15 protein-coding genes are annotated in these 19223 nt (G+C 70.4%); 6 read left to right on the forward strand and 9 right to left on the reverse strand.

All coding sequences use genetic code 11. The annotated features are described in order from the left end of the window. Positions 1 to 49: 49 nt before the first annotated feature. From ASG53_RS02030 to ASG53_RS02045, 4 genes are all read right to left on the reverse strand, one after another. Entirely contained in the window at positions 50 to 1690 is a 1641-nt protein-coding gene (locus tag ASG53_RS02030; protein ID WP_056127786.1) for an ABC transporter substrate-binding protein, read from the reverse strand. Positions 1691 to 1754: 64 nt separating this feature from the next. Continuing rightward, entirely contained in the window at positions 1755 to 2711 is a 957-nt protein-coding gene (locus ASG53_RS02035) for a carbohydrate ABC transporter permease (RefSeq protein ID WP_373367317.1), read from the reverse strand. Continuing rightward, positions 2705 to 3712 (reverse strand): ABC transporter permease, encoded by a 1008-nt coding sequence (locus ASG53_RS02040; protein ID WP_082543719.1) that lies wholly within the window; start codon positions 3710 to 3712, stop codon positions 2705 to 2707. Before ASG53_RS02040 ends, ASG53_RS02035 begins: the two co-directional genes overlap by 7 nt. After that, positions 3709 to 6084 (reverse strand): glycoside hydrolase family 3 N-terminal domain-containing protein, encoded by a 2376-nt coding sequence (locus ASG53_RS02045; protein ID WP_056127789.1) that lies wholly within the window; start codon positions 6082 to 6084, stop codon positions 3709 to 3711. Before ASG53_RS02045 ends, ASG53_RS02040 begins: the two co-directional genes overlap by 4 nt. Positions 6085 to 6325: 241 nt before the next feature. Between ASG53_RS02045 and ASG53_RS02050 the strand changes: the two genes are divergently transcribed. Together ASG53_RS02050 and ASG53_RS02055 are read left to right on the forward strand one after the other, a co-directional pair. Beyond that, a complete protein-coding gene (locus tag ASG53_RS02050) occupies positions 6326 to 7420 on the forward strand; it encodes a LacI family DNA-binding transcriptional regulator (protein ID WP_082543720.1) in 1095 nt (364 codons plus the stop codon). A 148-nt stretch (positions 7421 to 7568) separates the two neighbouring features. After that, positions 7569 to 8591, forward strand: a complete 1023-nt coding sequence (locus ASG53_RS02055) for an acetylxylan esterase (protein WP_056127792.1) — start codon at positions 7569 to 7571, stop codon at positions 8589 to 8591. A gap of 87 nt (positions 8592 to 8678) precedes the next feature. Here the strand turns inward: ASG53_RS02055 and ASG53_RS02060 are convergent, their stop codons facing one another. From ASG53_RS02060 to ASG53_RS02070, 3 genes are all read right to left on the reverse strand, one after another. After that, the gene (locus tag ASG53_RS02060) at positions 8679 to 9383 is read right to left on the reverse strand and encodes a DUF1361 domain-containing protein (RefSeq protein WP_056127796.1); all 705 of its coding nucleotides are present in this window, start codon (positions 9381 to 9383) and stop codon (positions 8679 to 8681) included. A 39-nt stretch (positions 9384 to 9422) separates the two neighbouring features. Beyond that, on the reverse strand, positions 9423 to 10292 hold the full coding sequence (locus ASG53_RS02065; RefSeq protein ID WP_156382635.1) for a hypothetical protein: 870 nt from the start codon (positions 10290 to 10292) through the stop codon (positions 9423 to 9425). Positions 10293 to 10575: 283 nt separating this feature from the next. Then, complete coding sequence (locus ASG53_RS02070) at positions 10576 to 11778, reverse strand: ROK family transcriptional regulator (RefSeq protein WP_056127801.1); 1203 nt, start codon at positions 11776 to 11778, stop codon at positions 10576 to 10578. A gap of 324 nt (positions 11779 to 12102) precedes the next feature. On the opposite strand from ASG53_RS02070, the gene ASG53_RS02075 reads away from it, so the two are divergent. From ASG53_RS02075 to ASG53_RS02090, 4 genes are all read left to right on the forward strand, one after another. Continuing rightward, positions 12103 to 14286 (forward strand): alpha-galactosidase, encoded by a 2184-nt coding sequence (locus tag ASG53_RS02075; protein ID WP_056127804.1) that lies wholly within the window; start codon positions 12103 to 12105, stop codon positions 14284 to 14286. A gap of 68 nt (positions 14287 to 14354) precedes the next feature. Then, complete coding sequence (gene galT / locus ASG53_RS02080; protein ID WP_056127807.1) at positions 14355 to 15569, forward strand: galactose-1-phosphate uridylyltransferase; 1215 nt, start codon at positions 14355 to 14357, stop codon at positions 15567 to 15569. Further along, complete coding sequence (gene galK / locus ASG53_RS02085; RefSeq protein WP_056127811.1) at positions 15566 to 16795, forward strand: galactokinase; 1230 nt, start codon at positions 15566 to 15568, stop codon at positions 16793 to 16795. Before galT ends, galK begins: the two co-directional genes overlap by 4 nt. A gap of 107 nt (positions 16796 to 16902) precedes the next feature. Beyond that, positions 16903 to 18120, forward strand: coding sequence for an ATP-binding protein (locus ASG53_RS02090; protein ID WP_056127813.1), 1218 nt, complete (start codon positions 16903 to 16905; stop codon positions 18118 to 18120). Between the two features lie 127 nt (positions 18121 to 18247). Here the strand turns inward: ASG53_RS02090 and ASG53_RS02095 are convergent, their stop codons facing one another. Together ASG53_RS02095 and ASG53_RS02100 are read right to left on the reverse strand one after the other, a co-directional pair. Further along, positions 18248 to 18790: a GNAT family N-acetyltransferase gene (locus tag ASG53_RS02095; protein ID WP_056127817.1), complete on the reverse strand. Its 543-nt coding sequence runs from the start codon at positions 18788 to 18790 to the stop codon at positions 18248 to 18250. An 88-nt stretch (positions 18791 to 18878) separates the two neighbouring features. Continuing rightward, positions 18879 to 19211 (reverse strand): cupin domain-containing protein, encoded by a 333-nt coding sequence (locus ASG53_RS02100; protein ID WP_056127819.1) that lies wholly within the window; start codon positions 19209 to 19211, stop codon positions 18879 to 18881. Positions 19212 to 19223: the final 12 nt, after the last annotated feature.

A 19223-nucleotide genomic window follows, 5' to 3' on the forward strand; every position in this document is an offset into this window, starting at 1 on the left:
GCGGGTCGGGCTGCGCGTGGTGCGCGACCAGACCCGCCCGGGGCGGCTGTCAGCCGTTGGCCTCGGCGTACCGGTCGTGGGCGGCGTTGACGAGCTCGATGTACTGCGTCGAGCCCTTGGCCTCGATCTCGGCGACGTAGGCGTCCCACTCGGACAGGTCACGCTGGCCGAGGACGAACTGGAGCGTGCCCTGCTGGACCGTGTCCTTGAGCGGGGTCTCGAGCAGGGTCGCCTGCTCACGCTCGATCTCGTCGAAGGGGAACGGCGGCTGGAGCGGCAGGACCTCCTTGTCGGCCATGCTCTCCTGGAAGGCGACCTCCTCGTCGGAGAAGGTCGACCACAGCAGGTCTGTCGTGCCGCCGTAGGCGAAGACACCGCCCGAGAACCCGAAGTCCTTCTGCAGGTGCTTCGGGGCACCCGGGTTGAGCCCGATGAAGTCGATCCCCGGGTCGAGGACCCGCGTGCCGTCGGCGTCCTTGGTGTAGGTCGTGCCCTCGACACCCCACTTGGCGAACTCCTGGCCCTCGTCGGAGTACCAGAGCCAGTCGATGAACTGCATCATCGCGACGAAGTTCTCGTCGTCCTTGGCGTCGGAGCTGATCATCAGGCCGTTCTCGAGCAGCGAGGTCCCCGACACCACGTCACCGGCCGGGCCGGCGGGCAGACGGATCTTCGAGATCTCGGCGTCTGGGAGCGTCGCGGCCAGCGCCGGGCGGTAGTCGTTGACGAGGGTCTGGGCGTTCGTGCTGATCGCGAAGGACTTGCCGTTCGCGAGCTTCTGGATCGCGGAGTCGTCGTCCTGCGTGAAGCTCTCCGGGTCGACCAGGCCGTCCTCGACGAGGCCGTGCAGGTACTCGACCATCTCGCGGTACTCGTCGGTGGTCCCGGGGAAGACGAACTCGCCGGCCTCCTCGTCCCACTGCTGGTTGGCGTAGCCCCAGCCTGCGGACGTCCCGTAGGTCATGCCGAGCAGGTTGAGCAGGTTGCCCGTCGGGGTCGGGATGCTGAAGCGGTCGGAGAGCGGGTAGACGTCCGGGTAGGCCGCCTTCATGGCCGCGAGCATGTCGCGGAACTCGTCCCAGTCCTTCGGCTGCTCGAGCCCGAGCTCTTCCATGATGTCGGTGCGCACGGCGATCGTGTAGTCCTGCCACACGGCCTCGTGCAGACCGGGCAGCACGTAGTACTTGCCGTCTTCCTGGCGGAGCGTGTCGAGGTTGGCGTCGAGCCCCCACTTCTCGACCTTGTCCTTGAAGTTCGGCATGAGGTCGATGTAGTCGCTCACGGGCAAGATCGCGCCCGAGGAGACGAAGGCGGCCTCCTGGCCCGGGTACGTCTTGGGCAGGATCAGCGGGGCGTCACCGGCCCCGACGAGCAGGCTGCGCTTCTGCTCGTAGTCGCTCATCGGCACGACCGTGGGCTCGAGCGTGACGTTCGCGCGCTCTTCGATCTCCTGCCAGAGCATCCAGTCGTCCTGGATCGGGTAGTTCGGGTGGTCGCTGTACAAGATCGGGAAGGACAACGGCTCCGTCGCCGTGAACTGGTCGCCGACACCGTAGTCGGCCATCGACCCCGCGTCGTTGGCGAGCGCGGCGCCGGTGTCGTCGTCGGACGCCCCGCCGCTGCCGCAGGCCGCGAGGGCGAGCATCCCTGTCGCGACGGCGACTGCCGTCATGGTGTGTGTTCGCTTCATTGCTGGACACCTTTCGATACGCACTTCGTCGGTCGGATCGTTCGGAGGTTGGTGGCAGGTGCGCTCAGCCCTTGACCGAGCCGAGCATCACGCCCGACACGAAGTACTTCTGGATCATCGGGTAGAGGCACAAGATGGGCAGGACGGTGAGGATGATCGTCACGGCCTGGATGTTCGCCGAGACCTGGGCGACCTCGGCCACGCCGGCACCTGTCGAGCTGGCCGAGGTGGCACCTGAGATGAGGTTGCGCAGGTACACGGTCACCGGGAACAGCTCGGCCTTGTCCATGTAGAGGAAGGCCGCGAACCAGGAGTTCCAGAAGCTCACCGCGTAGAAGAGCAGCATCGTGGCGAGCACGGCCTTCGACAGCGGCAGCACGATGCGCGCGAGGGTGCCGTAGGTCGACAGGCCGTCGATCTGCGCGGCCTCCTCGAGCTCTTCGGGCATGTTCTCGAAGAAGGACTTCATCACCAGCAGGTTGAACACCGAGATGGCGTTGGGCAGCACGATCGCCCACAGCGTGTTCTTGAGCCCCAGGCTCGTGATGAGCACATAGTTGGGGATCAGCCCGCCGTTGAAGAACATCGTGAACACCGCGATGCCGATGAGCAGACCCCGCCCGCGCAGGTTCTTCTTGGACAGCACGTAGGCGTAGCAGGTGGTGAGGACGATCGCGATGGCTGTCGCGACCACCGTGTAGACCACGGTGTTCTTGTAGTTGGTCCAGAACATCGAGTCGCTCATCACCAGCTGGTACGTGGTGAGGTTGAAGCCCTTCGGCAGCAGATTGACCTGCCCTGCGCGGATCGCCGAGTCCGAGCTGAAGGACTGCGCGAGGATGTTGACGAAGGGGTACAGCGTCACCACCACGACGCCGAGCAGCACGACGGCGTTGACCACCTGGAAGACGCGGTAGCCGCGCGAGTCCTTGAGGCCGCGGGTGCGGGTGGGTGCTGGCGTGCGGGGCGGGGTCCCGGGCGTGCCGGGGGTCCCTGTCGGGGAGACTGTCGTGGTCACCACAGGCTTGCTCCAACGGCTCGGCGCGAGATCGCGTTCGCGGACAGGATGAGCGTCAGCCCGATGATCGCCTCGAAGAGACCGATCGCCGCGGCGTAGCTGAAGTTGTTCGACACCAGACCGACGCGGTACAGGTACGTCGAGATGACGTCGGCTGTCGGATAGGTCATGGGGTTGTAGATGAGCAGGATCTTCTCGAAGCCCACAGCCATGAACGCGCCGATGTTGAGGATCAGCAGCGTGACCATCGTCGGGCGGATGCCCGGCAGCGTGACGTGCCAGGTCTGGCTCCAGCGGTTGGCCCCGTCGATCCGTGCCGCCTCGTAGAGGCTCGCGTCGACGGTGGTGAGCGCCGCGAGGTAGAGGATCGTGCCCCAGCCGACGGTCTGCCACACCTCGGAGGAGACGTAGATGGTGCGGAACCACTCGGGCTGCTGCAGGAACGAGATCGCGTCCCCGCCGAAGAACCCGAGGATCTGGTTGACCGTGCCCTCGAGGGACAAGATCTGCATGAGCATCCCGGCCACGATGACGATCGACAAGAAGTGCGGCAGGTACGAGACGGTCTGCACGAAGCGCTTGAAGTAGCGCGAGCGCACCTCGTTGAGCAGCAGCGCGAGGATGATCGGCAGCGGGAAGCAGACGAGCAGCGACAGCGCACCGAGGGCCAGCGTGTTGCCGAAGACCTTCCAGAACGTCGGGTCCTCGAGGAACATCTGCACGTAGCGCAGGCCGACCCACTCGTCGCCGAAGATGCTGCCGCCCGGGCGGAAGCGCCTGAAGGCGATGACGTTGCCGAGCATCGGCAGGTAGCGGAACACGAGGAAGAAGATCAGCGGCAGCACGGCGAGGGAGTAGATCTGCCAGTCCCTGCGCAGGACCTTGCGCAGCGGTGGCCGACCGTCCGACCTGCCGCGCCGCGTGGTCGACCGCGCCTTCTGCGTCCGGCCGGCCTGCGCAGCGGACGCACCCGGCGGCGGGGCGACAGCCTCCGGGGCGGTCACGGTCGGCCCCCGGTGGGCGCCCCGACCTCGACGCCCGTCACGAGCTCGCGGCTGTGGTCCGCCCGGCGCTCTTCGCCGACGAGCCGGAGCGCGAGCCTCGTGCTGACCTCCGCGCTCGACCTGGAGACGAGGAGGTCGACGTCACCGGGCTCGACCACCCTGTGGCCGGCGAGACCGACGAAGGACGTGAGGTCGGCGTGGACCGTGAAGGTCACGCGGCGTGACTCACCGGGCTCGAGCGCGACCCGTGCGTAGCCGACGAGCCTGACGACGGGTCGGGTCACCTGCGCGACGTGGTCGTGCAGGTACAGCTGGACGACGTCCGCGCCGGCGACGTCGCCGGTGTTCTCGAGCGTCACCTCGACCTGGACCTCGCCGTCGACGGCCCACGCGGCCCTGTCGCCAGGCCCTGCGCCGACGACGGAGGCCTCGCCCCACGAGATCGACGCGTAGCCGAGGCCGTGGCCGAAGGGGAAGGCCGCTGTCGGGTCGACGGAGGACACGCTCGACCTGTGCCCGAGCGGCGGCGAGAGGTATGTGCCGGGCTGCGACCCGGGGTGGGCAGGGATGCTCACGGGCAGGCGTCCCGAGGGGGAGACCGCGCCGGTGAGGATCTCCGCGAGCGCGACCCCGCCCAGCTGCCCGGGGAAGAAGGCCTGGACCACGGCGGCAGCCTCGTCGGCCAGACCGCCCAGCGCGTAGGGCCTGCCGGTGAGCAGCAGCAGGACCACGGGGGTGCCTGTCGCGAGCACGGCCTCGACGAGCTCGGCCTGCACGCCGGGCAGCCGCAGGTCGGTCGCGTCGCAGCCCTCGCCCGAGGTGCCGCGGCCGAAGAGCCCGGCGCGGTCGCCGACGGCGACCACGCACACGTCGGCGTCGCGGGCACGCTCGACGGCCTCGGCGATACCGCTGGTGTCGGGGTCGATCACGTCGCAGCCGCGGGCGTAGGTCACGTCGTGGTGCTCGGCGAGGGCCGTGCGGACGGACGGGATGTCGATCCCGACGGCGTGGTCGGGGTGGTGGACCCCGACGTGCGCGGGGAAGGAGTAGCAGCCGAGCATCGCCATCGGCTGGTCGGCGAGCGGGCCGACGAGCGCGACCCTGGCGCCGGGTGCGAGGGGGAGCGTCGCGTCGCGGTTGGTGAGCAGGACGACGGCCTCGCGGGCGAGCCGCAGCGCGACGTCCTGCCGCTCGGCGTCGTCGAGGGTGAGGGTCTCGACGTCGGTGGGCAGGGCCTGCCAGCCGGGGTCGAGGAGGCCGAGCTCGGCCTTCTGGGTGAGCACCCTGTCCAGCGCCCTGTCGACGAGGGCCTCGGGGACGTCGCCGCGTCGGACGGCCTCGACGAGGGCCGGGCCGTAGGCGTCGACCGTGGGGAGCTCGACGTCGACCCCGGCGCGCAGCGCGAGGTGCGCGGCCTGGGTCGCGTCGGCCGCGACCTTGTGGAGCGTCTCGAGGAACTTCACGCCGAAGTAGTCGGCGACCACGATCCCGTCGAAGCCCCAGGTGTCGCGGAGCAGCGTGGTGAGCAGCCCCTCGTCGGCGGCGGCCGGGACGCCGTCGACCTCGGCGTAGGAGTGCATGACTGAGCGGGCCCCGCCGAGCCGCAGCGCCATCTCGAAGGGCGGCAGGATCACGTCGCCGAGCTCGCGCGGGCCCATCGACGCCGGGGCGAGGTTGCGTCCCGAGCGGGAGGCGGAGTACCCGGCGAAGTGCTTGAGGGTCGCCACGACGCCGGAGTCCTCGAGGCCGCGCACGTAGGCCGCGCCGACGGTCCCCACGAGGTAGGGGTCTTCGCCGATGGTCTCCTCGGTGCGGCCCCAGCGGTAGTCGCGGGTGACGTCGAGGACCGGGGCGAGCCCCTGGTGGACCCCGGCGGCACGCATGGACTCACCGATCTGCCGGGACATCTCGGCGACGAGCGCGGGGTCGAAGGACGCGCCCCACGAGAGCGGCACCGGATAGGCGGTCGCCTGCCAGGCGGCGAAGCCGGCGAGGCACTCTTCGTGGACCTGCGCGGGGATGCCGAAGCGGCTGGCCGCCATGATCTGCTCCTGCGAGGCGGCGAGCGACCTGGCACCGGAGGCCGGGTCCACGGGGACCGTGCCGAAGGGCCGGGTCAGCTGGCCGAGGCCGTGCTGGACGAGCGTGTCCCACGGCGGGACGTCCTGCGTCAGGTCGGCCTGGTGCGGTGCGACGCCTCCGCCCGAGGCGTCGGCCCCGACCCAGACGCCCACGAGCTGCGCGATCTTCTCTTCGAGGGTCATCACGGCGACGAGCGCCGCGGCCCTCTCGGCCGGTGCGAGCCGGGTGTCCCTCCACGGGGCGTCCAGCTCGGGGGTGCCTGTGGCTGCCCCAGATGTCTGCGTGGTCATGCGACCCCTCGTCGTCGGTCACGTCGTCGTGCCGTCGCCCGGCGTCGTCGCCAGGCGCACCACTCCGTCGTGGTCTCGAAAGTATCGGCCGAAAGGGCGATACCTGTTGAGACGTGACAGTAGGGTGAAGTCTTGACGGGCGTCAAGGGTTTCGTGGAACAGGCTTTCCCCGCTGCCGAGCGCGGGGGAGCGGGTGCTATGGTCGCTCGAAAGTTGCGACCCGACGACAGGTGAGAGCCGCATGGCAGCACGCACGACCAGGGGTGACGCCCCGACCGAGGCCGGGGTGCCGAGCGCGCCTGCGGTCGCCGCTGCCCAGGCCGGGACGGCCGCCCCCGCGACCATCGCGTCGATCGCGGCCGAGGCCGGGGTGTCGATCCCGACGGTCTCCAAGGTCCTCAACGGTCGCCCGGACGTCGCGCCCGAGACGCGCTCGCGCATCGAAGAGATGCTCGAGCGTCACCAGTACAGGCGGCGTCGTCAGCGGCCGACCTCGGCCGGGCAGCCGCTCATCGACCTCGCCTTCCACGAGCTCGACTCGGCCTGGTCGATCGAGATCATCCGGGGTGTCGAGGACGCCGCAGCGGCCGCCGGGGTCGGCGTCGTGCTGTCCGAGCTCGGAGGCGTGCACAGGCCTCCCCAGGAGTGGCTCGACGCGGCGCTGGCCCGCAGGCCTCTCGGTGTGCTGCTCGTGCTCTCCAACCTCGACGCCTCGCAGCGCCACCAGCTCGAGAGCCGGTCGATCCCCTTCGTCGTCGTCGACACCGCGGGCGAGCCGCCCGAGGACGTGCCGACGGTCGGGTCGAACAACTGGAACGGCGGGCTCTCCGCGACCCGGCACCTGCTGGCCCTCGGTCACCGGCGCGTCGCTGTGATCTCCGGTCCGAGCGACGTCCTGTGCTCGCGGGCGCGGGTCGACGGCTACCGCAGCGCGCACGACGAGGCCGGCGTCCCGCTCGACCCGAGCCTGACCCGCTACGGCGACTTCTACGTCGACGGCGGCTACGAGCACGGCCTCGCGCTGCTCTCGCGGCCGGACCGGCCGAGCGCGATCTTCGCGGGGTCGGACATGCAGGCCCTCGGGGTGCTGCGGGCTGCCCGCGAGCTCGGGCTGCGCGTCCCCGAAGACCTCTCGGTGGTCGGCTACGACAACCTGCCGCTCACCGAGTGGATCGGACCCGCGCTGACCACGGTCAACCAGCCCCTCAAGGAGATGGCCGGGACCGCGACACGCATGCTCATCTCGCTCGCGCGGGGCGAGAGCATCCCCAACCGGCGCATCGACCTGGCGACGTCCCTCGTCGTCAGGGAGAGCACGGCGCGCTGGGAGGGGTGAGATCCGAGGTGCGTCCCGGACCCACCGGGAGAGGCTGATGCCGCCGGTGGACCGTGCACGAGCTGCGCCACCTGCACCAACCGTACGACCTTCACCGCCCCGTGCGACGGCGCCCGGGGCTCGACATGACCGACGACGAGGACGGCACATGGCCCTGTTCGACCTGCCCCTGGACCAGCTCGAGACCTACCGCCCGCAGGTGCCCGAGCCCGACGACCTCGACGCCTTCTGGCGCAGGACCCTCGACGAGGCGCGGGCGCGGCCGGCGCTCGTCGACGCGGTCCGCGTCGACACCGGGCTCGCGCTCGTCGACACCTGGGACGTGACCTTCGCCGGGCACGGCGGTGACCCGGTCAAGGCCTGGTTCTCCCGCCCGACCGGTTCGGACGGCACGCCGCTGCCCGCCGTCGTCGAGTACGCGGGCTACGGGCGCGGGCGCGGGTTCCCGCACGAGCGGCTGACCTGGGTCGCCGCCGGGTACGCGAGCCTCGTCATGGACACCCGTGGACAGGGCAGCCAGCACGGCAGCGGGGGAGACACTCCCGATCCTGTCGGCAGCGGTCCCGCGGCGCCAGGGTTCGTGACCCGCGGGATCGAGGACCCGAGCGGGTACTACTACACGCGGCTCATCACCGACGCGGTCCGGGCCGTCGACGCCGTCCGCGAGCTCCCCGGCGTCGACCCGGCCCGGGTCGTCGCGGCGGGGAACAGCCAGGGCGGAGGGCTCTCGCTCGCCGTCGCCGGGCTGGTCCCCGACCTCGCGGCGCTGCTGACGAGCGTGCCGTTCCTGTGCCACGTGGGACGGGCGCTCGGCATCACCGACCAGCACCCCTACGGCGAGGTCGTCACCTATCTCGCGGTCCAGCGGGAGAAGGTCGACCAGGTCATGCGGACGCTGTCCTACGTCGACGGGGTCAACCTCGGCCGTCGGGCGACGGCCCCCGCGCACTTCGCCGTCGCGCTGCGCGACAGCATCTGCCCTCCGTCGACGGTCTTCGCGGCGTACAACCACTACGGCAGCCGCGGTGGGTCGCCTGTCGTCGAGACGGAGATCTGCGTCTACCCCTTCAACCACCACGAGGGCGGCGACGCCCTCCACGTCCGCCGCCAGCTCGAATGGCTCCGCGAGCGCGTGCCTGTGCCGCCGAGGTCGTACGGACACGCCGGCTGAAGCGCCTGGGAGGTCGGTTCTGGCGTGTCCAGGCGACCTCGAGGCCGAGGGTACGACCTCGCGGAGCGGGGAGGGCGCGGCTGCTCGTCAGCGGCTGTGCTGGGAGGCGACGACCAGGTCGATGATCGTCCCGCCGATCGTCAGGTACAGCAGCGCGATGAAGATCGTGTGGACGAGCGTGAAACCGAGGAAGGTCTTCACCGCACCGGTCTGCGAGAAGTGGTCGCGCACCTTGCGGACGAAGGACGCCGGGTGGGTCACGTCCCAGCTGTTCAGACGCAGGTACCGCCCGAGGTACACGCCGACCGCGCTGAGCATGATGATCGCTATCGCGATCAGCCGGGTGTCGGGCCGCGTCAGCCCGGCGACGTCGTCCGTCGGGTGCATGGCGACGCCGTACATCACCTGCACCACGAGGACGTTGACCACGAGGTTGAGCACCCCGGACATCGCCAGGGTGATGACCAGGACGATGTCGTACCAGAGCGGCGTCGGGTCGTCGTCGGTGCGGTGGCTCAGGTTGAGCTCGGTGATGAGGTAGCTCGCGTTCGGCAGCAGCAGCAACCAGACGAGCGCGCTCACCACGGCGATGGTGATCGCGACAGGGTGCAAGGCCCCCTCGGTCGAGTCGCTGCGCGCGCCGGCGAGCGCGACGAAGGTCGCCACGAGCCCGACGAGGAGCACGAAGACCGGCAGGATCGACAGGCCGATGTTGAGCAGCATCGGCCTGTACAGCGGCTGGTGGAAGGCGCGGGCGCGGGCGACGACGAGCACGACGGCGAAGACGTTCATGCCGATGACGCCGAGGACGAGGCTGGGGATGACGGGCTCCTAGGGCTGTCGGTGCCGGTTGCGGCGTGTTGGCGTGGGGTCCGGACCGGCCTCAGTGGTCGCCCCGCCGGTGAGCGAGGAACCCGTGCCGAGGGGCATGCCCGAGCGTCTGTACTGGGTGCTCGACGCCAGCCCGGCGACCGCGAGGACCATGCCGATGCCTGCTGTGACGACAGCCGCTGTCGTGCTCCCGAGGAACCAGGGCAGCGGGACGACGCCGAGGAGCAGCCCGCCGAGCGCGACGAGCCAGACGTCTGCGCGCCAGTAGTAGGTGAAGGTCCACCAGCCCGGTGACCTCGTCCCGGGGTCGGGTGGGCCGAGCCGCTGCTCCGTGCGCAGGTACCAGGCCTTCTTGACCCAGGAGCCGACAAGGGCTCCGGTGATCGCACCGACCAGCCCGCCGTAGACGCCTAGGAGGAAGACGACGTCGGACCCGCCGTCGAGGTTCGACAGCGACGGGCTCGCGGCCTGGTCGAGCGAGGCCTTCGACAGGGTCAGCGGCACGATCGCGACCCACACGGCGAGCGACACCACGATCCAGAAGGCGTGCATCACCAGACCGAGCGGCCTGAACAGCGCGATGTTGTTCCCGTACCCGCGGACGATCGCCCCGCGTCGCTGCAGCTCGCCGATGAAGGTCAGGCAGCCACCGACGAGGAAGGCGCCGAAGGGTGGGAGCAGCACGTCTGTGGTCGTCGGGTAGGCGTCGACGAAGGGCAACGACAGGCCGCCGGGCGTCTCACCCCTCTGCACGAAGGCGAGGGAGTAGGTCACGGCCATCACCGCGCCGAGGACGAGCAGGATCACACCGGCACCGAGCAGCAGAGCCCACCACCGCCTGGGGAGCACCTGAGTACCGGGTCGAGTCATGCCCTGACCTTAGGGGAGGATGCCTGCACACGAGCGCCGCACCCCGCCCGCTCGGCCTCCACGCTGGCCGTCTACGGTCGAGCCGTGCAGCACTCGTGGTCACGGGCTCGAGCCCGACTGTGGCGGCAGCGACGTCCTGGCGAGACAGCGAGACCTCCCGAGTCCACATGAGTGGGGGAGGTCTGCGAACCACACCGTACTGACGCCGCAGCACTCTGTCTAGCCTCTGCTGGTTTGCGACTGTTGCACGCTCTCGCTCTCGACTTTCCGCGCGCCCAGCTCGTCAGCGCCCCAGCACGAAGGCCTGGATCGCGACCACGGCGGCCCCGCGGGCCCAGTGGGCGAGCTCGGGGCTCTGCAGGCGGATGTCGAGCGGGCGGGTCCGGGGGTCGCGGTCGCCGTGCAGGCCGTGCTGGACGGCGTCGGCGGCGACCTCGGCGAGGCGGACGCCTTCGCCGCCGAGCACTACGCGCTCGGGCATCGTGAAGTTCGCGACCGCGGCGATGAGGCGGCCGAGGGCGCGTCCGCTCGCGTCGACGAGGTCGCGGGCCACGGGGTCGCCTGCGGCCGCGAGGTCGAGCAGCTGGTCGTACGTGACGTCCCGGCCGAGGTGTCGGGAGGCCTGGGTGATGAGCGCGCCCGTCGTGAGCATCGCCGTCGCGCAACCTGTGTGCCCGCACGGACCGACGGGCCCGTCGGGGGCGAGCGCGAAGTGCGACAGCAGGCTCAGCCCGGCCTCGGGGCTCTCGACCGCCTCGTCGTGCACGACGAGGCCGTAGCCGATCCCGGCACCGATCGTCACGAGCGCGAAGCGGGAGCAGCCGTGGCCCTCGCCGAACCAGTGCGTGGCCTCGGTGACCGCGACGATGTCGTTCTCGACGACGGTCCGCAGACCTGTGCGTTCTGACAGCAGCGCCGCGAGCGGCAGGTCGCGCCAGCCGAGGTGGTCGGCGAGTGTGACGTCGGTGCGTCGCTCGACGTGACCGCCGAGGCTGACGCCGAGCCCGGTGACGGATGCTGACGGCCGGACCGTCGCGAGGGTCGCGACGAGCTCGTCGACGAGGGTCGCGACGACGTCGACCACGTGCTCAGGATCGGTGGCGTCGAGCGGTGCGTCGGTCGCGGCGAGGACGCCTGCGCGCAGGTCGGTCAGCGCGGCGTAGGCGTGGTCGCCGGTGAGCTTGACGCCGACGAAGTGGTGCGAGGACGGGTCGACGTCGAGGGGCTGGGCGGGGCGCCCGAGCCGTGGTGCGTCCTCGGTCTCTGCGGGGGTGAGTGCTTCGACGAGCAGCCCGGCGTCGAGCAACGGCTTGGTGAGCCGGGTGAGGCTGCCGGGGGAGAGCCCCAGCCGTTGCGACAGGGCGCTGCGCGACAGCGGCCCGTCGAGGAGGACCTCGAGGGCGATCTGGCGCGTCGGCCCGGACAGCGGTGTCCACGCTGTCGGAGCGGACGGCGCCGACACCGTCGGCTGGAGTGGGAAGGTCATGGTGTGGACGAGTTTATTCCACCTGTCAACTATCTGTCGCCCGCTCCCTGCCCCGGTCCTGCCCAGGTCGTCCCAATGACTCCGAGGTCGCACGGACACGCCAGATTCGGGGGTTCTCGACGATATCTGGCGTGTCCGTGCGACCTCGCGCGACGACGTGCGACCTCGGGGCCCCGCCCTTGACAGTCCTTTAAGTTTTGACGTAGAAATAATGCAGACGGGCGTCAGCAGCCGACGACGCTCGGCGGATGCCGACACCGCCGTAACCAGCAGCAGCACCCCAGCAGCACCCCGCGACGACGCCCTGACGAAGGAGTCACCCCTGTGACGACTGCAGCACCCGACCTCCTGCACCTGCGCGCGGCCGGGGTCAGCCTCGTCCTCGACGTCTCCGGTGACCTCCTCCCGCGCGTCCTGCACTGGGGCGCCGACCTCGGGGACGTCTCCCAGGCCGAGCTCGTCGAGCTGCGCCGCGCGAGCGTCCCGCAGGTCGCCGGCTCGAGCTTCGACCAGCCCGCAGCCCTGACCGTCGTCCCTGAGGCCTCCGCAGGCTGGCTAGGGACCCCGGGCATCACCGGCCACCGCGCCGGAGCCGACTTCACGACGGCCCTGCGCACCACCGGGCCCGAGGGGATCACCCTCGGCGCGGGGGAGCGTCCAGGCTCGCAGCGCGTGACGGTCCAGGCCGAAGACCCCGCCGCCGCCCTCACGCTCACCCTCGAGATCGAGCTCACCGCCGCGGGCGTCGTCCGCACCCGCTCCTCGGTCACCAGCACCGCGGCGCCAGACCGCGCGCCCTACACCCTGTCCTCGCTCGACGTCTCGCTCCCCGTCCCGACCGAGGCCGACGAGATCCTCGACTTCACCGGGCGCTGGATCCGCGAGCGCTCGGCGCAGCGCAAGCCTTTCACCTACGGCACGCACGTCCGCGAGGTCCGCAAGGCCCGCGGCCTCGACGCGTCGTTCCTCGTCGCGGCAGGGCGCACGGGCTTCGGCTACCGCTCGGGCGAGGTGTGGGCGGTGCACGTCGCGTGGTCGGGCAACTCGCGCGTCGTCGCCGAGAAGGTGATGAACGGAGCCCGCCAGCTCGCGGCCGGCGAGCTGCTGCTCCCGGGCGAGATCATCCTGGCGGCCGGCGAGACGTACTCGTCTCCGTGGGTCCATGCCTCCTACGGCGACGGCCTCGACGAGGTCTCCGGCCGGTTCCACACCGACCTGCGCGCCCGCCCGCAGCACCCCTCGGTCGCGAACGGACGCCCCGAGCGCCCGGTGCTCATCAACGTGTGGGAGGCCGTGTACTTCGACCACCGCCTCGACAAGCTCAAGGCCCTCGCCGACGAGGCTGCGGCGATCGGCGTCGAGCGCTACGTCCTCGACGACGGCTGGTTCCGGCACCGCCGCGACGACAAGGCGGGTCTGGGCGACTGGTTCGTCGACGAGGGTGTGTGGCCCGACGGGCTCGGACCGCTCGTCGACCACGTGCACGGTCTGGGCATGCAGTTCGGCCTGTGGTTCGAGCCCGAGATGGTCAACCCCGACTCCGACCTCGCGCGGGCGCACCCGGAGTGGATCTTGCGGCCCGTCGACCGTCTGCCCCTCGAGGCCCGCTGGCAGCAGGTCCTCGACCTGGGGCACCCGGGCGCCTACGACTACGTCCTCGAGCGAGTCGACGCCATCATCTCCGAGTACGGCGTCGACTACGTCAAGTGGGACTTCAACCGCGACGTCGTCGAGGCCGGGCACACCACGACGGGCCAGGCCGGTGTGCACGAGCAGACGCTCGCCGTCTACAGGCTCATGGACGAGCTGCGCCGCAGGCACCCCGGGCTCGAGATCGAGAGCTGCTCGAGCGGCGGCGGTCGCGTCGACCTCGGCATCCTCGAGCGCACGGACCGCGTGTGGGCCTCCGACTGCATCGACGCCCTCGAGCGGCAGAGCATCGAGGCCGGGACCGGTCTGCTGGTGCCGCCGGAGCTCATGGGCTCGCACATCGGCTCGCCGCACTGCCACACCACGGGCCGCCGCCACGACCTGAGCTTCCGGGCGGGGACGGCGTTCTTCAGCCACCTCGGCATCGAGTGGGACCTCACGTCGGCCTCCGCCGAGGACAAGGCACAGCTGGCCCGCTGGATCGCCCTGCACAAGCAGCACCGCGGTCTGCTGCACACCGGGACCGTCGTCCGCGCCGACCACCCGCAGCCCACCACCTGGGTGCACGGCGTGGTCTCGACCGAGCAGGACGAGGCGATCTTCGCCGTCGTGCAGCTCGGGTCGGGGGCCGACGAGTACCCCGGCCGCGTCCGCCTGCCCGGCCTCGACCCGGCGCGCCAGTACCGCGTCACGCCGATCGACCCTGCTGACGCTATGGGAACGCGCTCCGGTGCCGCCCGCCTCGCGTGGTGGGACGAGGGCGTCCAGCTCTCGGGCCGCACGCTCGACCGCGTCGGTGTCCAGGGGCCGACCCAGAACCCGGAGCACCTGGTGCTCCTGCACGTCGAGGCCGTCTGACCGGCCACCGAGAGACCTGCTCCACCCGTTCGACCACCCACCCCGCACCACCCGAACCAGAGGCCATCATGACCACGGACTCCTCCGCACCTCTCGTGCGCCGCACGGCGACGACCCTCGCCGACGGCCGCGACCTCTTCTACTTCGACGACTCCGAGCCCTACGTCTCGGGGGAGCAGACGCGCCGTCTCGACGACCCGCGCCCGCTGCCCGGGCGCTACGAGCCCGTCGTGACGATCGGTGCCGACGGCGTCGAGACCGTCCAGCCCGTCACCGGTCCGACGATGCGCTACGACGTGCTGACAGGCGAGTGGATCCCGCACGCCGCGCACCGCATGAACCGCACCCACCTGCCCCCCGCCGACGCGAACCCGCTCGCCCCCGCCAAGCCGGGTGCCGCGTACTCCGACGGTGAGATCCCGGCCGAGGACTACGACGTCGTCGTCTTCGAGAACCGTTTCTCCTCGCTCATGCGCGTCCCCGGGACCGTCGACGAGATCACCCACGTCGACGGCGAGGACCTGTGGCAGCAGCGCCCGGCCGTCGGCCGCTGCGAGGTCATCTGCTTCTCGCCCGACTCGACGAAGTCCCTCGCCCAGGTGAGCCCTCGTCGCATGCGCACCATCATCGAGGCGTGGGCCGACCGCACGACCGAGCTCGGCAAGGTTGACGGCGTCGAGCAGGTCTTCTGCTTCGAGAACCGCGGCCAGGAGATCGGCGTGACGCTCCACCACCCGCACGGGCAGATCTACGCCTACCCGTACCTCATGCCCAAGACCGAGACGATGCTGCGCCAGGCGCGCGCGCACCGCGAGAAGACCGGCCGCAACCTGCTCGCCGACGTCCTCGCCGCCGAGCTGCGCTCGGGCCGTCGCATCGTGCTCGAGTCCGAGCACTGGGTCGCGTACGTGCCGATGGCCGCCCGCTGGCCCATCGAGATCCACCTCGCGCCGCGCCGCGACGTCGCCGACCTGCCGGCTCTGACCGACGCCGAGCGCGAAGACCTCGCGACCGTGTACCTCGAGCTGCTCGGGCGCATGGACAGGTTCTTCCCGGCGGCCGAGGACGGCACGCCGACCAAGGCCCCGTACATCTCCGCCTGGCACCAGGCCCCGGTCCGCGAGGGCCGCGACGACCTGCGCCTGCACCTGCAGATCTTCTCGATCCTGCGCGCCCCCGGAAAGCTCAAGTACCTCGCCGGCTCCGAGTCCGGCGGTGGCGCGTGGATCTCCGACACGACTCCTGAGCGCATCGCCGACCGTCTCGTGCAGGTGGCGTCATGACGAGCATCGACGTGGACTGGCTCGACGCCTGGGACGTCGAGGACGGCAGCGCGCAGGCGCGTGCCCTCTTCACCGAGGTCTTCGACGCAGAGCCCGACGGCGTGTGGTCGGCTCCGGGCCGCGGGAACCTCATCGGTGAGCACACCGACTACAACGGCGGTCTCGTGCTGCCCTTCGCGCTGCCGCACCGCACCTACGCGGCCATCACGCGCCGCGCAGACCGCACGGTCCGCCTCGTCTCGGCGCAGGAGGCCGGCACCGTCGTCACGGTCGACCTCGACACCGTCGCCCCCGGCGCCGTCACCGGGTGGGTCGCGTACGTCGTGGGTGTCGCGTGGGCTCTCGAGCAGGCCGGCGCGACGCTCGGCGGCTTCGACGTGGCGATCACGTCCTGCGTGCCCTACGGCGCGGGGTTGTCGTCGTCGGCTGCCCTCGAGGGTTCGGTCGCGATCGGTCTCGACGCGCTCTTCGGCCTCGGGCACGGGGCTGACGACGCAGGCCGCCAGCACCTCGTCGCGGCGTGCATCCGCGCGGAGAACGAGATCGCCGGTGCACCGACGGGTGGCATGGACCAGGCCGCTGCGCTCCGCTCGCAGGAGGGGCACGCGCTGCTGCTCGACTGCCGCAGCCTCGAGGTCCGCCAGATCCCCTTCGACCTCGCCTCCGACGGGCTCGCGCTGCTCGTCGTCGACACGCGTGCTCCGCACGCGCTCGTCGACGGTCAGTACGCCGCGCGCCGGGACACCTGCGAGGCGGCCGCGGCCGTCCTCGGCGTCGAGACGCTGCGCGAGGTCACCGACCTCGACGCGGCCCTCGCGACGCTCGCGGCCCCCGGTGCGCTCGACGCCTCTGGGCAGGACCCCGAGGTGACCGCGCGACGCGTGAAGCACGTGGTCACCGAGATCGCCCGTGTCGGCGAGGTCGTGTCCCTGCTCGACTCCGGACGGACGTCCGAGGTCGGTGCCGTGCTGTCTGCGGCCCACGCCTCCCTGCGCGACGACTACGAGGTCAGCTGCCACGAGCTCGACGTCGCGGTCGACGCCGCGGTGCAGGCCGGTGCTCTCGGCGGACGGATGATCGGCGGTGGCTTCGGCGGCTCCGCGATCGCCCTGGTCCGCGTCGAGGACGCCGAGCAGGTCGCCGGCGAGATCGCCGCAGCCTTCGAGTCCGAGGGGCTCCGCGCGCCTGGGTTCCTGGTCGCGGTCGCGGGCGGCCCTGCGAGCTGACCGCACCCGGTGGACCACCTGGTCCACCGGGGACCAGTCAGTTTTTCAGGTCTTACAAGATCTTATGAGATCTTCATAAAGCTTGGTAAACCTACTAAGGTCGGTCCATGGACAGCATCCGTAACCCCTACACGCCCAACGCGGGTGCCTCGCCTGAGATCATCGTGGGGAGGGACGAGCACAAGCGTGCCTTCGACATGCTTCTGCAGCGACTCCAGAGGGGGCGCACCGAGCAGTCCATGATCATGACGGGGCTGAGGGGCGTCGGCAAGACCGTTCTCCTCAACGAGTTCGGCGAGATGGCCCGCGCGGCTCATTGGGAAGTGCTGGAGATTGAAGCTTCCAAGCACAGCGACGTGCACTTCCGGCAGACGATCGCCTCGCTCCTCAAGGGGGCTCTGCTCCGGCTCTCTCCCCGGGCCCGCTGGTCCGACATCGGGCGGCGTGCCGCGCAAGTCGTCACATCGTTCGCCGCGACGGTCGACCAGCAGGGCACCTGGTCGCTGTCGTGGGACGTCGAAGCGGCCGAAGGTCTGGCCGACCACGGGAATCTGGCCATGGATCTCACGGACGTCTTCGTGGCGGTCGGGGAAGCCGCCAGAGAGAGGCAGCGGGGGGTAGCGCTGCTCATCGACGAGGTGCAGTTCCTCTCGGCTGTCCAGCTGGAAGCTCTGATCCAGGGCGTGCACAAGACTGTGCAGAAGAAGCTGCCGCTGACGTTCGTGGGCGCGGGGCTTCCTCAGATCGCTGAGCTGGCTGGTGATGCCAAATCCTACGCGGAGCGCCTCTTCAAGTTCCCCAAGATCGACTCGTTGAGCGAATCGGAGGCAGAACAGGCGCTCCTCGAACCAGCCCAGACCGAAGGGGTCGTGTTCGACCGGGGTGCACTAGACCTCGCGAGGTCCATCACGAAGGGCTACCCCTATTTCATCCAGGAGCTCGGCTATCAGGTCTGGGAGATTGCAGAAGGCCCCACCCTGACGCGCGAAGATGTCGAGCAGGCCCGTGAGGTCTATGAGACGAAGCTCGACAGCTCCTTCTTCCGGGTACGCCTGGACAGGGCCACACCATTGCAGACGGCCTACATGCGCGCGATGGCCGAGCTCGGCCCTGATGCCCAGAAGGCATCGGACGTCGCAAGGGTGATGGGTCGGGAGTCCACCCAGCTGGGCCCGACCCGAGCCGAGCTGATTGACATGGGCCTCTTGTACACGCCGGAGCACGGCTACGCTGCTTTCACCGTGCCCGACTTCGACAAGTTCATGCTTCGCGCCGTGCCATCGTTGAACGTCCCTCCTGTGCAGAAGAGAAGCAAGAAGAAGTAGCCGCCATCCGTCAGCCAGGCCAGGCACGAGAACGAGCGGTATGCCTTGGTCTGTCGATCAGAGCCTCGCCAGCCAGACATGCACCGATCGCGTGAACCTGCAGCAAGGGTCAGGTGCATCGGTCTCGTCAGCGGTCGTTGCGGAGCAGGCCGTAGATGCACAGGTCGTGGCGGACCCCGTCGATCGGGTACGCCTCACGGAGCGTGCCCTCGAGGGTGAAGCCGAGCCTCTCGGCGAGCGCCCTGCTGCGCTGGTTGTCCGCCGCCGTGCGCAGCTCGACGCGGTGCATCCCCTCGTCGTCGAAGAGCGTCTGGACGACGGCGCGCACCGAGCGCGCCATGATCCCGAGCCCCTGGTACGCAGAGCCCAGCCAGTAGCCGATCTGTGCTTTGTCGACCTCACGGGTGATCCGGGCGCCGACCACTCCGGCGATCTCTCCGCGGTAGACGACCGCGCTCGGGAGCGCGCGTCCTTCGGCCCACGAGCGCTGGCCGGCGGTGACGTACTCGAGGGTCTCCTCGCGGGTGAGGCCGGGCCGGGCGATCTCCTCCCACGGACGGAGGTGGTCGAGGCTCGAGAGCACCAGCGCGTGGATCGCGTCGGTGTGGTGGTGGTCGAGCAGCACCAGCTCGATGTCGTCGTCGACGCGTGAGGCGAAGGTTCTCGTCATCCCCCGACCCTAGCGACGGGGTGCCGTCCGGCGAGGTTGCAGCTCTCCGCCGAGGTCGAGCCCCAGGCCCGCGACCTCGCCGCAGCGGTCAGCCGCGCTTGGCGACCGTCAGCAGCACGACCGAGTCTTCGTCTGCCTCGAGGGAGTGCCGGGCGTCGGGGATCACCAGCAGCGCACCCGGCGCCCCGTGCCACGTGTGGTCACCGCAGACGAGGCGGACCCGTCCCTCGAGCACCTGCAGCGTCGCCTCCCCGGGGCTGTCGTGCTCGGCGAGACCTTCACCGGCTGTCAGGGCGATGATCGTCTGCCGCAGCGTCTGCTCGTGCCCCCCGTAGACGGTGTGCGCGCTGCGTCCGTTCGAGGACATCCGGGCCTCGTCGAGGGTGGTGCGGGCCTTGGCTGTGAGCGAGAGCTTCTCCATCTCTCGAGCCTC

The sequence above is a fragment of the Sanguibacter sp. Leaf3 genome, from assembly GCF_001425965.1.
GTDB classification, from domain to species: Bacteria; Actinomycetota; Actinomycetes; order Actinomycetales; family Cellulomonadaceae; genus Sanguibacter; species Sanguibacter inulinus.

What these genes read in the sequence shown, in the direction of transcription:
- ASG53_RS02045 (WP_056127789.1), bottom strand. Translation starts at nt 6,084, where the DNA reads ATGACCACGCAGACATCTGGGGCAGCCACAGGCACCCCCGAGCTGGAC.
- ASG53_RS02070 (WP_056127801.1), bottom strand. Translation starts at nt 11,778, where the DNA reads ATGACCTTCCCACTCCAGCCGACGGTGTCGGCGCCGTCCGCTCCGACA.
- galT (WP_056127807.1), top strand. Translation starts at nt 14,355, where the DNA reads ATGACCACGGACTCCTCCGCACCTCTCGTGCGCCGCACGGCGACGACC.
- ASG53_RS02100 (WP_056127819.1), bottom strand. Translation starts at nt 19,211, where the DNA reads ATGGAGAAGCTCTCGCTCACAGCCAAGGCCCGCACCACCCTCGACGAG.
- ASG53_RS02090 (WP_056127813.1), top strand. Translation starts at nt 16,903, where the DNA reads ATGGACAGCATCCGTAACCCCTACACGCCCAACGCGGGTGCCTCGCCT.
- ASG53_RS02095 (WP_056127817.1), bottom strand. Translation starts at nt 18,790, where the DNA reads ATGACGAGAACCTTCGCCTCACGCGTCGACGACGACATCGAGCTGGTG.
- ASG53_RS02065 (WP_156382635.1), bottom strand. Translation starts at nt 10,292, where the DNA reads ATGACTCGACCCGGTACTCAGGTGCTCCCCAGGCGGTGGTGGGCTCTG.
- galK (WP_056127811.1), top strand. Translation starts at nt 15,566, where the DNA reads ATGACGAGCATCGACGTGGACTGGCTCGACGCCTGGGACGTCGAGGAC.
- ASG53_RS02030 (WP_056127786.1), bottom strand. Translation starts at nt 1,690, where the DNA reads ATGAAGCGAACACACACCATGACGGCAGTCGCCGTCGCGACAGGGATG.
- ASG53_RS02055 (WP_056127792.1), top strand. Translation starts at nt 7,569, where the DNA reads ATGGCCCTGTTCGACCTGCCCCTGGACCAGCTCGAGACCTACCGCCCG.
- ASG53_RS02060 (WP_056127796.1), bottom strand. Translation starts at nt 9,383, where the DNA reads ATGAACGTCTTCGCCGTCGTGCTCGTCGTCGCCCGCGCCCGCGCCTTC.
- ASG53_RS02050 (WP_082543720.1), top strand. Translation starts at nt 6,326, where the DNA reads ATGGCAGCACGCACGACCAGGGGTGACGCCCCGACCGAGGCCGGGGTG.